Consider the following 14,220-nt stretch of genomic DNA (forward strand, 5'->3'; position numbering starts at 1 on the left):
ACTCATGTCCTTTGCTTCCCTCGGTCTCTCCGAGGCTTTAGTCCGCGCCATCGAGGCAGCGGGCTATACCCAGCCTACTCCGGTGCAACAGCGGGCAATTCCCGCCGTGTTGCAAGGTCGCGACCTGATGGTCGCGGCTCAGACAGGTACTGGTAAAACCGGCGGTTTCGCCCTCCCGATCCTGGAGCGGCTGTTCCCCAACGGTCATCCGGACAAATCCCAGCGTCACGGCCCGCGCCAACCGCGTGTACTGGTCCTGACCCCGACTCGCGAACTCGCCGCCCAGGTGCATGACAGCTTCAAGCTGTACGCCCGCGATCTGAAGTTCGTCAGCGCCTGCATTTTCGGCGGTGTCGGCATGAACCCGCAGGTCCAGGCCATGGCCCGGGGCGTCGACGTACTGGTCGCCTGCCCGGGTCGCCTGCTCGATCTGGCCGGCCAGGGCAGCGTCGATCTGTCCCACGTCGAGATCCTTGTTCTCGACGAAGCCGACCGCATGCTCGACATGGGCTTCGTCCACGACGTGAAGAAAGTCCTCGCGCGCCTGCCGGCCAAGCGCCAGAACCTGCTGTTCTCGGCAACGTTCTCCAGCGACATCACCGCCCTGGCCGGCAAGCTGCTGCACAACCCGGAACGAATCGAAGTCACGCCGCCCAACACCACGGTCGAGCGTATCGAGCAACGGGTGTTCCGTCTGCCAGCCAACCACAAGCGTTCGCTGCTGGCCCACCTGATCACCAAGGGTGCCTGGGAACAGGTGCTGGTGTTTACCCGTACCAAGCACGGCGCCAACCGCCTGGCCGAGTATCTGGACAAGCACGGCCTGAGCGCCGTGGCGATCCACGGCAACAAGAGCCAGAACGCCCGTACCAAAGCCCTGGCCGACTTCAAGGCCGGTGAAGTGCGGATCATGGTCGCCACCGATATCGCCGCCCGCGGCCTGGATATCGACCAACTGCCCCACGTGGTCAACTTCGAGCTGCCTAACGTCGACGAAGACTACGTACACCGCATCGGCCGCACTGGCCGTGCCGGTCGTAACGGCGAGGCGATCTCGCTGGTCGCGCCGGATGAAGAAAAACTGCTGAAAAGCATCGAACGCATGACCAAGCAGAAAATCGCCGATGGCGACCTGATGGGCTTCGATATCACGGCCGTTGAAGCCGAGAAACCCGAAGTGCGTGAACGTCCGGATGTACGCAACCCTCGTGCCGCTCGCGCGCCACGTGGCGAAGGTGCCGCCAGCAACAGCGGTGGTCGCAAGGACAAGGGCAAGGATAAAGGCAAGGAAAAGCCGGCCGCGGCGGCGGGCGAACGCCCGGCGCGTCAGCCACGTGAGCAGAAGCCGCGCGAGGGTACGCCTCGCGAACAACGCGCAGCTGTTCCACGCCCGGCGCCGGATCGGGCGCCTGACGAGTTTCTGGATGACGAAGTGGATAACTTCGGCAACCGCGCTGACTACGTCAGCCCGTACCAGAACAAGAACCAGAGTCGCGGCCGCCGTCCCGGCGCTCCGGCAGCTCCGGGTGCCGCTGTTGGCGCAGGTGCAGGCGCGCCACGTGGTGGTGCTGCGCCAGGTCGTGGCCCGCGCAGCAATACCGGCGGCGGTGCCAGCACCGGCGCCGGTGCGCCAGCAGGCAAGCGCAGTGGCCCACGCAGTGGTTCAGGTGGCGGCGCAGGTCGTGATGGCCAGGCTCGTCGCGAAGACCAGCCACGCAACCGCCGTCCGGCCCGCGATGACCAGCCACGTTCGGAACCCGCAGTTCGCGGCCCCCGTGACGGTCAGCCGCAACCGAAGATCGTGCACAAGGAATCGAAAAGTGATCGCTTCCCGTCGCCCGAACAACTTGAACAGCTGCCAAGCCGCCCACGCGGTGAAAAGCCGGCGCTGCTGACGCGCAATCGCGATAGCTGAGCAGTGGTACTGTGGAGCAGGCTTCAGCCGGGAATACGCTTTCCCGGCTAAAGCCGGTCCCACCGAATACACAGTTCCAGACATAAAAAAACGCCGACCCATGAGGTCGGCGTTTTTTTTCAGACCAAGCGCAATTACTTGGCCTTGACGCCTTCGAACGAGATGTTCAGTTCCATGGTGTCAGACTGTGGACCCAGGTCCATCATCTTGCCGAAATCAGAACGCTTGATCGAAGTGGTGCCGTTGAAGCCTGCACGGTAGCCGCCCCATGGATCCTTGCCTTCGCCGTTGAAGGTAGCCTTGACCACAACTGGTTTGGTCACGCCGTGCAGGGTCAGGTCGCCGGTTACGTCGGCAGTGACTTTGCCGTCAGCATTTTTACCCGTAGGGGTGACTTTAGTAGAGACGAACTTGGCGTCCGGATAGGTAGCGACGTCCAGGAAGTCCTTGCTGCTGATGTGCTTGTCGCGTTCGGCATGGTTGGTGAAAACGCTGGCGGTTTTCACGTCGATGCTGATTTTGCTGTCTTCAGGCTTGGCAGCGTCGAAGCTGAACGTACCGGTCCAGTCTTTGAAAGTACCGTGGATGAAGCTGTAGCCCAGGTGGCTGATGGTGAAATCGATGAAGGCGTGCTGGCCTTCTTTATCGATGGTGTAGTCAGCAGCCATGGCCTGGCCAGCGGTGAACAGTGCGGTACCCAGTGCCAGAGCGGCGAGAGACTTCTTCAACATGCTTTTCTTCCTATCAGGGTTGAACAACTAGCTGCGACCCAGCATGCGCTTGAGGGTCACATCACGATCGATAAAGTGGTGTTTCAGTGCTGCAAGACCGTGGAGCCCTGCGAAAATCACAAGAACCCAGGCCAGATAAAGGTGTACGACACCCGCGTTGTCCGCCTGATCCGGCAGGCCGCTGATCAGCGCCGGCACATCGAACAGGCCAAACACCGAGATCCCCACACCGTCGGCGGTGGAAATGAGGTACCCGGCGAACATCACGGCAAACAGACCGACATACAGAAACAGATGGCCAAACGCCGCGCCGATGCGGGTCCACTTGCCATAACTGGCCAGGGGTGGTGGCGGCGGACTGAGCAGGCGCCAGACCACGCGAATCAGCATCACCGCGAACAGGGTCAGACCAATGCTCTTGTGCAAATCAGGGCCGGCCTTGCGCCATGTATCGTAGTAACCCAGGCCGACCATCCATAAACCCAACGCAAACAGACCAAATACCGCAATGGCCACGCCCCAGTGCAGCAACATGCTGACCAGACCGTATCGAGAGGAGGAGTTCTTCAGTTGCATCGCCGATACCTTGTATAAGTTGGACACAGACTAGCTTTTTATCTATCGAATGAAAGCGCAAATTCTTGCTCTGAAAGATCGAAAAATTCGATTATTACAGAGCTCGCGTACTGTCCATTGTCGCCGCTCTGACGTATGCAACCCCATTTCCCCAGGCACAAATCGAATTTGCCCACAGAGCATCCCGATTATCCGGCACTAGCAACACAACACCGTGACCGCCGGTTTCAGGATGCGGATGAACGGCTATAAGCGGCCTACACCGATGGGCGATTTTTCATACAAAAAAAAGCGCGACCTGTAAGAGGTCGCGCTTTTCAGTGCTTCAGCCTGTTTGCAGCCGATCAGTTTTTCACGTCGGTTGCCGCTGGCGCCTTGGTCGGTTCGGCCTTTTTCACTGGAGCCTTGTGAGCCGGAGCTGGCTCTTTCTTCGCCGCGTCTTTTTTCGCTGGCTCTTTCTTGGCGGGTTCTTTCTTCGCAGCCGGCTTGTGCGCAGGCGCCTTCTTCGCCGGCTCTGCCGCCTTGGCTGGCGCAACGACCGGAGCCACCACCGGCGCTACCGGGGCTGCCACAGGCTCCGGAGCCGGAGCGGGCGCAGGGACAGGCGCCGGAACCGGCTCAGGCGCCTTCTCGGGCGCCTTGCCACCGAACAGACGGGAGAAGAAGCCCGGCTCGTCGTCAGCCTTTTTGGTTTCCACAGGCTTGGCCGGAGCCGGGGCCTGCGGGCCGACCTTGATCGCTTCCAGCGTCTTGCCTGCGGCGAGGTCCTGCAACTGATTGGCCGCACGCTGACCGCTGCGCAGGGCGCCTTCCAGGGTGCCTGGGTACAGGGGATCGGTGTGCTCACCGGCAAAGGCTACACGCTGGATCGGCTTTTCCCACAGACGCCAGTATTTGCTGATCTGGCCCGGACCGAAGGCCAGATAGGAACCGGTGATCGAAGGATCGGTGCTGTAGCGGCGAATTTCATAACCGGTGAACGCGCCACGTGCCTGCGGGAAGAAGTTATGGAAGCGAATCAGCACCTGATCCACCAACTGCTTGTCACCAAAGGCCTGCATCAGGCGCGCGTTGTCGCCGGACAGGTTGATGATCACGTTGGCGCCGCCCTTGAGGGCAGGCTCGATCCACAGCATGCCCAGACCGGTGTTGCTGAAGGTTTCACCGGACATGCGCGCCTTGCTGTCCCAGACCGGGGTCTTGAACTTGAGCATGATCTGGTCGCGCCAACCGTAGTTGGTGCTCTTCAGTGCACCCTGATGCTGAGCGTCAAGGGCCGGAGTCATCTGGATGTTGCCCAGTGCGCGCAAGGGCACCGCCAGCACCAGATATTCCGCCTGATAGCCGACCGCACCGACCTTGACGGTGACGCCGTCCTTGTCCTGGGAAATCGCCGATACCGGGGAGTTGGTCTTGATGGTCTTGATCTGCCTGGCAAAGGCCTCGGCCAATACACCACTGCCACCCGGCAGGCGGGCAGCGCGCAGGTCACGGTCATCGACGCCGCGGTAGACCTTCGACTGCTGGGCAAAATACAGCAGCGACAGGCGCGAAGGCTCGTCGTAACGGCTGCGGATTTCCTGATTGATCAGTTGCCGGGCAGTGGCGGGCAAGGTCAGGCGGTCCAACCAGTTGGCGACGTTGACCTGGTCCAGAGCGAACAGGGTGTTATTCGAGGCCGGATTCTGCGGGTCATCAATGGAGCGCGCCAGGTTATCCAGGGTTTCTTCGTAACGCTTGAGGGCCGCAGCGGTTTCCGGTTGCTTGACCGCCAGATCGGCGGCGGTGAAGTAGCTGCCATCGATCAGGTAGCCAGGGGTGCGGACGAATTCCGGCGCAGGCACGCTCTGTACCTTGAAGCGATCCAGATATTGATTCAGCACCGGTTGAACCTTGGCATTACCGATCCACTCGCTGCTCGCCAGTGCCGAACGGCCGCCCAGCGTCGGACGGGCCTCCAGCAGGGTGACTTGCCAGCCCTTGGCCTGGAGCTCGTAAGCCGTCGTCAGGCCGGCCATGCCAGCGCCTACCACAATGGCGGTGTGTTGTTTTTCAGCTGCCAGTGCAGACGCACTGACCAGCCCTACCATCAACAGCGCACAGGCGCGCAGCCAACCAGAAAGCATTCGGCAAACTCCGGGATAAACGTAAGAAACTTCGGACGACAGGGTCCAGGATCGGCGCGAAGGATACGTCAGCGCCGCGGGCGCTACCAGCAATGTCCGTCGGGCGTCGATTGTCACTCAATTGGTACAAGAGGTTGTCCCGCAGGCAGGCATTGCATAGGCTTGCGCGATTGTTCGCCCTCGCGTCATGCGAGTCGCCACCAGGAGATTACCGATGGGCCTGAATAACCAGTGGATGCAACGCGACCTTGCGGTCCTGTGGCACCCCTGCACCCAGATGAAAGACCACGAAAACCTGCCGCTGATCCCGATCAAGCGTGGCGAGGGGGTCTGGCTGGAGGACTTCGAAGGCAAGCGTTATCTGGACGCCGTCAGTTCCTGGTGGGTCAACGTGTTCGGCCACGCCAACCCGCGCATCAACCAACGCATCAAGGATCAGGTCGACCAACTGGAGCACGTGATCCTCGCCGGTTTCAGCCACCAGCCGGTGATCGAACTGTCCGAGCGCCTGGTCAAGCTCACGCCGGAAGGCCTGACCCGGTGTTTCTACGCCGATAATGGTTCGTCGTGCATCGAAGTCGCGCTGAAAATGAGCTTTCACTACTGGCTCAATCGCGGCAAGCCGGAGAAAAAACGCTTCGTTACCCTGAGCAACAGTTATCACGGCGAAACCATCGCGGCGATGTCGGTGGGCGATGTACCGCTGTTCACCGAGACCTACAAGACGCTGCTGATGGACACCATCAAGGTGCCGAGTCCGGACTGTTATTACCGCCCCGAAGGCGTGAGCTGGGAAGATCACTCGCGCACGATGTTCGCCCTCATGGAGCAGACCCTGGCAGAAAATCACGCCAGCGTCGCGGCAGTGATCGTCGAGCCACTGATCCAGGGCGCGGGCGGCATGCGCATGTACGACCCGATCTACCTCAAGCTGCTGCGCGAGGCCTGCGATCGCTATGGCGTACATCTGATTCACGACGAGATCGCCGTGGGCTTCGGCCGCACCGGCACCATGTTCGCCTGCGAACAGGCCGGTATCCGCCCGGACTTCCTCTGCCTGTCCAAGGCCCTGACCGGTGGCTACCTGCCCCTGGCGGCGTGCCTGACCACCGACGAGGTATACGACGCCTTCTACGACGACTACCCGACCCTGCGCGCCTTCCTGCATTCCCACAGCTACACCGGCAACCCGCTGGCATGTGCGGCAGCACTGGCGACTCTGGATATCTTCGAGCAGGACAACGTCATCGAAAACAACAAGGCTTTGGCCCAGCGCATGGCCACGGCTACGGCACACCTGGTTGACCATCCCCATGTCGCCGAAGTGCGCCAGACCGGCATGGCGCTGGCTATCGAGATGGTTCAGGACAAGGCCAGCAAGACCGCCTACCCCTGGCAGGAGCGCCGCGGCCTGCAAGTGTTCCAGCACGCCCTGGAACGCGGCGCCCTGCTGCGACCGCTGGGCAGCGTGGTGTACTTCCTGCCGCCTTACGTGATCACCCCGGAACAGATCGACTTTCTCGCCGAAGTCGCCAGCGAAGGCATCGATATCGCCACCCGCAGCGGCATCAGCGTGGCGGTGCGCAAGGATTTCCATCCCGATTTCCGTGATCCGGGCTGAGGGCATTGGCGGTGTAACTGCGACATCTTTGCCGACTGACCTGACGCAATCTCTGTAGGAGCTGCCGAAGGCTGCGATTGGATCTACCTGATACAGCGTTTTCGCAGCCTTCGGCAGCTCCTACACATTCGTGTTTGCTGCGCGATAGTGTGATGTCATAAGCACAGCGGCCTACAAACCCAATATTTCAGAGACGCACCATGAGACTGTCCCGCTTCTTTATCGACGCCCCCCTGAGCCTTGGCGAGCACGAGCTGCCGGAGGCCCAGGCCCACTATATCGGGCGGGTCCTGCGCATGACCGAAGGTGACGCCCTGCAATTGTTCGACGGCTCAGGCTTTGAGTTTCGCGGCAAACTGCTGGAAGTGGGCAAGAAACGGGTGCAGGTCCAGCTCGACGAGCGCTTTGCCGGGCAAATCGAATCGCCGCTACGCATTCACCTCGGCCAGGGCCTGTCCCGTGGCGAGCGCATGGACTGGGCGATTCAGAAAGCCACGGAACTGGGCGTCAGCGAAATCACCCCGATTGTCAGCGAACGCTGTGAAGTGCGGCTCAAGGATGAGCGTGCGCAGAAGCGCCAGGACCACTGGCAGCAGATCGCGATCAGCGCGTGCGAACAATGCGGTCGTTCAGTCGTGCCGGTGATTCACTCACCCGTAACCCTGGCCGAATGGCTCAAGCACACCAGCGCCGATCTCAAACTGGTGCTGCATCCGGTGGCCGAGCCGCTGGTCAGCCATGAAAAACCTGCAACCCTCGCATTCCTGATCGGCCCCGAAGGCGGCCTCAACGATGCGGAAGTCGACCAGGCCCAGGACGCCGGCTTCCATGCCGCGCGCCTTGGCCCGCGCGTGCTGCGTACGGAAACCGCACCGGTGGTGGCGCTCAGCGTGGCGCAGCAGCTTTGGGGGGATTTCTAAAGCTTTTTCCCGTTGGAGCGAGGCTTGCCCGCGAACAAATATCACGTGGTACATCAGGTACACCGCGCCGCTATCTTCGCGGGCAAGCCTCGCTCCCGCAGAGTTCACCCCAACGCGTATTCACAACACATAAAAACAGATCGCCACAAAGTGCAGCAGGCTCCCGGCAACCACGAACAGGTGCCAGATCCCATGCCAATGGCGAATATGATCGCGGGCAAAGAAGATAATCCCCACGGTGTACAACACTCCGCCCGCCGCCAGCCAGGCAAAACCCGCAGTGCCCAGCGCCGCCAGCAGCGGCTTGACTGCCACTAACACGATCCAGCCCATCACCGCGTAGATCACCAGGGACATGATCCGCGCCTCGGAGCGTGGCTTGATCTCCTGCAGGATGCCAATCACCGCCAGCCCCCAGACAATGCCGAACAGCGTCCAGCCCCAGGGACCGCGCAGGGTGACCAGGCAGAATGGCGTGTAACTGCCCGCAATCAGCAGATAGATCGAAAAGTGATCAACCTTCTGCATGATCACCTTCGCCCGCCCGCGTACGCTGTGATACACGGTGGACGCGCTGTACAGGGTGACCAGGGTGACGCCATAGATCGCCATGCTGACAACCTTCCAGACATCCCCATGCAAACTTGCCATCACCAACAACCAGACTGCCCCGATAGTGGCCAAAATGGCGCCTACCAGATGGGTCCAGGCGTTGAACTTCTCGCCGTAATACATCCGCGCACACCCTCCATTTCAATCGACGGACCTCAAGGCTCCGGGTTATGACCGCAAAAGTACAGCCATCACTCAGAGACTTGGGCACAATCGGCAGCATTCGAACAAGAAGACACGCCCATGCAGATCGACGACGAATTGACCCTGAAGAAGCTGGAGATCTTTCTCGCCTTCATGCGCACCGGCAATCTGGCCCGGGCGGCGGCGGAGCTGCAGACCAGCCATGTCAGCGTGCATCGGGCCATCCACTCCCTGGAAAGCGCCCTGCGCTGCCCGCTGTTCAAGCACGAAGGCCGCAACTTGACGCCGCTGGAAAGCGCCTATGTGCTTGAGGAACGCGCCCAGAAGCTGATTCAGGACGTGCTCGCCACCGTCGAGCTGACCCGCCAGGCCGCAGGCTTCTCCGCCGCGCGTTTCCGCCTCGGCGCGCTCTACTCGTTGACCGTCAAAACCGTACCGCAGCTGATCATGGGCCTTAAGCTGCGGCGCAGCGAGCTGAACATCGACCTGATCCTGGGCTCCAATATCGACCTGTTCTACAAGCTCAAGAACATGGAGGCGGATGCGATCCTGGTCTCGCTGGACGAGAGCGTCAACGACCCGGATTGCGAGCATCTGCCGTTGTTCAGCGACGATATCTTCCTCGCCGTTCCCGCCGACTCGCCTTTCTCCCAACGCAGTGAGATCGACCTCAGCGACCTGCGCGAAGCCACCTTCATCACCCTGACCCAAGGCTTCGCCACCCATCGCGACGGCATCCGGGTCTTTCAACAGGCCGGCTTCGAGCCGAAGGTGGCCATGCAGGTCAACGATATCTTCACCCTGCTGAGCATGGTCAGCTCCGGCGTCGGCTATGCCCTGCTGCCAGGGCGTATCGCCGCCGTCTATGAAAACCGCGTGCGCCTGATCCCGTTGCAGCAGCGTTATCACATGCAACAGCACATCGGCATCGTCTTCCTCAAGAGCCGGGAGCGCGATCCGAATCTGCTGGCGTTGGTGGCGGAATGCCGGATGTATGCCAATCGGTTGAGCAGCCCGTCTTAAATGTGTGCGAATTCATTCGCGAAGAGGCCCATCATTCAACGAATTTTTGCCGTTTGAAATACCGCCTTCGCGAATGAATTCGCTCCCACAGAATCAGCTCCCACAATACAAAAAAACGCCCCCGGCCTTGCGACCGGGGGCGTTTTTCGTTGCAGCGAGGGCTTACTGAACAGTTGGCGTTTCGCCAGCGTCCTGCATGCGTTGCAGCTCTTGTGCGTACAGGGCGTCGAAGTTGACCGGAGCCAGCATCAGCGCCGGGAACGAACCACGGACCACCAGGTTGTCGATGGCTTCGCGCGCGTAAGGGAACAGCAGGTTCGGGCAGAACGCGCCCAGGGTGTGGCTCAGGGAAGCAGCGTCCAGGCCCTTGATCAGGAAGATACCGGCCTGTTGCACTTCAACGATGAAAGCGACTTCGTCACCTGTGTTGACGGTGACCGACAGGGTCAGCACGACTTCGTAGAAATCGTTTTCCAGTTGTTTCTGGCGGGTGTTCAGGTCCAGGCTGACAGCCGGGGTCCACTCCTGACGGAAGATCGCCGGGCTTTTCGGCGCTTCGAACGACAGGTCGCGAACATAAATGCGTTGCAGCGAGAATTGCGGAGCTTCGTCTTCTGCAGCCGCGTTAGTCTGTTGATCAGTCATCTCAGATCCTTTCTATTCTTAAGGTCTTTCGGGGAACGGGTTATCAGGCTTCCAGCAGGGCGTCGAGCTTGCCGGCGCGCTCCAGGGCAAACAGGTCATCGCAGCCGCCCACATGGGTCGAGCCGATCCAGATCTGCGGCACCGAAGTACGCCCGGCCTTCTTGGTCATTTCTGCGCGCAGTTGCGGCTTGCCATCGACGACGATCTCGTCGAATTCAATGTCCTTGCTCTTGAGCAACTGCTTGGCGCGCGAGCAGTAAGGGCAATAATCACTGGAATAAACGATGACTTCAGCCATTTCACTTCACCAGTGGCAGGTTGTCTGCACGCCAGGTCGACACACCGCCGCCGAGCTTGGCTGCGGTGAAGCCGGACTTGAGCAGTTCACGGGCGATACCGCCGGCCTGCTGGCCCATGGCATCGACTATGATCAGGGTCTTGCCCTTGTATTTTTCAAGTTCCGAGGTGCGCGACAGCACCTTGTCCTGCGGGAAATTCAGGGCGCCAACGATATGGCCGCTGGAGTAATCCTTGGAAGCGCGAATGTCGATGACCACCCCCTGGTCGTTGTTGACCAGTGCGGTCAGCTCGCGCGTGGTCAGGCTACGACCACCCTTGCTCATTTCATAGGCAGCCAGCAGCGCAGCGAGAATGACGAAAGCGCCAGTGATCAGATAGTGATTCGTGGCGAAGGCAAGCAGATGATCAACCATCAGAAGGTTCCAGGGCGTTAAAATGTCGGCCAGTATACACAGCAGCCTAGGTCGGCCAAAGCCCGTACGGCAGTGACGCAACATGAACTTGTCACTAATATGGCGATCTTTTTTTCAACCTCCCTTTTCTGCCACGAGTGGGTTCCATGACTACCACGCCTAAACCTTTGGTTCTGATCATCCTCGACGGCTTCGGCCACAGCGACAGTCACCATGGCAACGCGATCTACGAAGCCAGGATGCCGGTCATGGATCGCCTCTACAAAACCATGCCCAACGGCCTGATTTCAGGCTCCGGGATGGACGTCGGCCTGCCGGACGGGCAGATGGGCAACTCCGAAGTCGGCCACATGAACCTGGGTGCCGGGCGCGTGGTGTATCAGGACTTCACGCGGGTAACCAAGGCCATTCGTGACGGCGAGTTCTTCGAGAACCCGGCCATCTGCACCGCCGTCGACAAGGCTGTCGGCGCGGGCAAGGCCGTGCATGTACTGGGCCTGCTGTCCGACGGCGGCGTACACAGCCATGAAGACCACCTGGTGGCCATGGTCGAACTGGCCGCCAAGCGTGGCGCCGAGAAGATTTACCTGCACGCCTTCCTCGATGGCCGCGACACGCCGCCACGTAGCGCCGAGAAATACCTGCAAACCATGGAAGACGCCTACAAGCGTCTGGGCAAGGGTCGTACCGCCAGCATCATCGGTCGTTACTTCGCCATGGACCGCGACAACCGCTGGGACCGCGTTGCCTCTGCTTACAACCTGATCGTCGACGGCCAGTCCGAATTCCAGGCCAACAGCGCCCAGGCGGGCCTTGACGCAGCGTATGGCCGTGGCGAGAACGACGAATTCGTCAAAGCCACCAGCATCGGCGAGCCGGTCAAGGTCGAAGACGGCGACGCCGTGGTCTTCATGAACTTCCGCGCCGACCGCGCCCGTGAGCTGACCCGGGTCTTCGTCGAAGACGGTTTCAAGGACTTCGAGCGCGCCCGCCAGCCAAAACTGGCCGGTTTCGTCATGCTCACCCAATATGCCGCCAGCATCCCTGCGCCATCGGCCTTTGCTGCCGGCAGCCTGAAGAACGTCCTGGGCGAATACCTGGCAGAAAAGGGCAAGACCCAGCTGCGTATCGCCGAGACCGAGAAATACGCCCACGTTACTTTCTTCTTCTCCGGTGGCCGCGAAGAGCCGTTCCCGGGCGAAGAACGCATCCTGATTCCGTCGCCGAAAGTCGCCACCTACGACCTGCAACCGGAAATGAGTGCGCCGGAAGTCACCGACCGTATCGTCGATGCCATCGAAAACCAGCGTTATGACGTGATCATCGTCAACTACGCCAACGGCGACATGGTTGGCCACAGCGGCATTATGGAAGCGGCAATCAAGGCCGTGGAATGCCTGGACGTCTGCGTCGGCCGTATCGCCGAAGCCCTGGAGAAGGTCGGCGGCGAAGCCCTGATCACCGCGGACCACGGCAACGTCGAGCAAATGACCGATGACCACACCGGTCAGGCGCACACTGCGCACACTTCCGAGCCGGTACCGTTTGTCTATGTCGGCAAGCGCAAGCTCAAGGTCCGCGAAGGCGGCGTACTGGCCGATGTGGCGCCGACCATGCTGGAACTGATGGGCCTGGAAAAACCGCAAGAAATGACCGGTCATTCCATTCTCGTCGCCGAGTAAGCTGAACAATTGGTAACAATTCGGCGTTTCGTTGGTCGAAACGTCGAATTTTCCTACAACTGATGCTAAAGCAATGGTTGCCGGACGTTTTTTTTGCAGCGCGTGGCGGGCATACTAGTCCCCGTCTTTCTTCTCTCTCTCCTCGGTATCGCCCGCCCAATGCTCCGCGCCTTGATCGCTCTTGCCCTGATTTGCCTGCTCAATCCGGCCTTCGCCGACGATGAGCGCGCGCAGACCCAAAAACAGCTGGACACCGCTCGTCAGGAGATCGCTGACCTGCAGAAAGTCCTGGGCAAATTGCAGGAAGAAAAGGCCGGTGTGCAGAAAGACCTCAAGGGCACCGAAACTGAAATGGGCAAGTTGGAAAAGCAGGTCGAGGTCCTGCAAAAGGAACTAAAAAAGACTGAAAGCGAGCTGCAGCGGCTCGATCAGGAAAAGAAAAAGCTGCAGAGCGCCCGGGTTGAACAACAACGCCTGATCGCTATCCAGGCCCGCGCCGCCTACCAGAGTGGCCGCCAGGAATACCTCAAGCTGCTGCTCAATCAGCAGCACCCGGAAAAATTCGCCCGCACCCTGACCTATTACGATTACCTGAGCCAGGCGCGCCTGACTCAATTGCGCAATTTCAATGAAACCCTGCGCCAGCTGAGCAATGTCAGCAAGGACATCGATCTGCAACAGGCCCAGCTGCTGGTGCAGCAAGGCAACCTGGACAGCCGCCGCGCAGACCTGGAGAAGGTCCGCAAGGATCGCCAGGAAGCCCTGGCCAAGCTCAATCAGGATTACAAGGTTCGAGACCAGAAGCTCCAGGCCCGCCAGCAGGATCAGGCAGACCTGAGCAAAGTACTCAAGACCATCGAAGAAACCCTGGCCCGTCAGGCCCGGGAGGCAGAAGAAGCGCGGCAGAAAGCGCTGATCGCCGAGCGTGAAGCCGAGGAGAAGCGCCAGCGTGAAGAAGCCGCCCGCGCCCTGGCCAGGAACAACCGGGACAACAGCCCGCCAGATGACGAAGTACCGCCGCCGCGCCGCCCGTCCAAGACCCCTGGTGCGCTGGTTTCCAGCAGCGGTGCGTCCTATGGCGGACCATTTGCTGATGCCAAGGGAAAACTTCCATGGCCAGTTGATGGTCGATTGGTAGCACGCTTTGGCGAAAGCCGCGGCGATGACGCCCGTGCCACCTGGGACGGGGTCATGATCAGCGCTTCGGCGGGAACCCAGGTCCATGCCGTGCATGGCGGTCGCGTGGTGTTTGCCGACTGGTTGCGCGGCGCCGGGCTTCTGGTCATTCTCGACCACGGTAATGGTTACCTGAGTCTGTATGGTCATAACCAGAGTCTGCTCAAGGACGCTGGGGACATTGTTAAAGCCGGGGAAGCGATTTCCACTGTCGGTACCAGTGGCGGTCAGGATACTCCGGCGTTGTATTTCGCTATTCGTCAGCAGGGTCGCCCCACTGATCCGGCCCAATGGTGTCGTACTCAAGGATAAGTAGGCACCGCATTTAGGAGTTCG

13 protein-coding genes are annotated in these 14,220 nt (G+C 60.4%); 6 read left to right on the plus strand and 7 right to left on the minus strand.

Features of this window, described 5'->3' with window-relative positions; genetic code table 11:
- The first annotated feature begins 4 nt into the window (after positions 1-4).
- Complete coding sequence (locus ACCD02_RS00225) at positions 5-1,915, plus strand: DEAD/DEAH box helicase (RefSeq protein ID WP_413297925.1); 1,911 nt, start codon at positions 5-7, stop codon at positions 1,913-1,915.
- A 134-nt stretch (positions 1,916-2,049) separates the two neighbouring features.
- On the opposite strand, the gene ACCD02_RS00230 is transcribed toward ACCD02_RS00225, so the two are convergent.
- From ACCD02_RS00230 to ACCD02_RS00240, 3 genes are all read right to left on the minus strand, one after another.
- Positions 2,050-2,646, minus strand: a complete 597-nt coding sequence (locus ACCD02_RS00230) for a YceI family protein (RefSeq protein WP_413297926.1) — start codon at positions 2,644-2,646, stop codon at positions 2,050-2,052.
- Between the two features lie 27 nt (positions 2,647-2,673).
- Entirely contained in the window at positions 2,674-3,222 is a 549-nt protein-coding gene (locus tag ACCD02_RS00235; protein ID WP_259101569.1) for a cytochrome b, read from the minus strand.
- A 344-nt stretch (positions 3,223-3,566) separates the two neighbouring features.
- Positions 3,567-5,348, minus strand: a complete 1,782-nt coding sequence (locus ACCD02_RS00240) for an FAD-dependent oxidoreductase (RefSeq protein ID WP_413297927.1) — start codon at positions 5,346-5,348, stop codon at positions 3,567-3,569.
- 214 nt (positions 5,349-5,562) lie between these two features.
- Here ACCD02_RS00240 and ACCD02_RS00245 point away from each other — a divergent pair, with 214 nt between their 5' ends.
- Complete coding sequence (locus ACCD02_RS00245; protein WP_413297928.1) at positions 5,563-6,969, plus strand: adenosylmethionine--8-amino-7-oxononanoate transaminase; 1,407 nt, start codon at positions 5,563-5,565, stop codon at positions 6,967-6,969.
- A 200-nt stretch (positions 6,970-7,169) separates the two neighbouring features.
- Positions 7,170-7,889, plus strand: coding sequence for a 16S rRNA (uracil(1498)-N(3))-methyltransferase (locus ACCD02_RS00250; protein WP_413297930.1), 720 nt, complete (start codon positions 7,170-7,172; stop codon positions 7,887-7,889).
- 120 nt (positions 7,890-8,009) lie between these two features.
- Here ACCD02_RS00250 and trhA read toward each other — a convergent pair whose 3' ends face one another.
- Entirely contained in the window at positions 8,010-8,624 is a 615-nt protein-coding gene (gene trhA / locus ACCD02_RS00255) for a PAQR family membrane homeostasis protein TrhA (RefSeq protein ID WP_413297932.1), read from the minus strand.
- Positions 8,625-8,744: 120 nt separating this feature from the next.
- Between trhA and ACCD02_RS00260 the strand changes: the two genes are divergently transcribed.
- Positions 8,745-9,668, plus strand: coding sequence for a LysR substrate-binding domain-containing protein (locus ACCD02_RS00260; RefSeq protein ID WP_413297933.1), 924 nt, complete (start codon positions 8,745-8,747; stop codon positions 9,666-9,668).
- 162 nt (positions 9,669-9,830) lie between these two features.
- Here ACCD02_RS00260 and secB read toward each other — a convergent pair whose 3' ends face one another.
- From secB to ACCD02_RS00275, 3 genes are read right to left on the minus strand one after another with little or no spacing between them, the layout of a single operon-like run.
- Complete coding sequence (gene secB / locus ACCD02_RS00265; RefSeq protein ID WP_259101560.1) at positions 9,831-10,313, minus strand: protein-export chaperone SecB; 483 nt, start codon at positions 10,311-10,313, stop codon at positions 9,831-9,833.
- A gap of 43 nt (positions 10,314-10,356) precedes the next feature.
- Positions 10,357-10,611, minus strand: a complete 255-nt coding sequence (grxC, locus tag ACCD02_RS00270) for a glutaredoxin 3 (protein WP_259101558.1) — start codon at positions 10,609-10,611, stop codon at positions 10,357-10,359.
- 1 nt (position 10,612) lies between these two features.
- Positions 10,613-11,026 carry a rhodanese-like domain-containing protein gene (locus tag ACCD02_RS00275; RefSeq protein ID WP_413297934.1) on the minus strand — a complete coding sequence of 138 codons (414 nt, stop codon included), beginning with the start codon at positions 11,024-11,026 and terminating at the stop codon, positions 10,613-10,615.
- 146 nt (positions 11,027-11,172) lie between these two features.
- Here ACCD02_RS00275 and gpmI point away from each other — a divergent pair, with 146 nt between their 5' ends.
- Complete coding sequence (gene gpmI / locus ACCD02_RS00280) at positions 11,173-12,708, plus strand: 2,3-bisphosphoglycerate-independent phosphoglycerate mutase (RefSeq protein ID WP_413297935.1); 1,536 nt, start codon at positions 11,173-11,175, stop codon at positions 12,706-12,708.
- Between the two features lie 159 nt (positions 12,709-12,867).
- The gene (locus ACCD02_RS00285) at positions 12,868-14,196 is read left to right on the plus strand and encodes a murein hydrolase activator EnvC family protein (protein ID WP_413297937.1); all 1,329 of its coding nucleotides are present in this window, start codon (positions 12,868-12,870) and stop codon (positions 14,194-14,196) included.
- The last annotated feature ends 24 nt before the right edge of the window (positions 14,197-14,220 follow it).

Source organism: Pseudomonas sp. Pseusp88 (assembly GCF_047303955.1).
Classification (GTDB): domain Bacteria; phylum Pseudomonadota; class Gammaproteobacteria; order Pseudomonadales; family Pseudomonadaceae; genus Aquipseudomonas.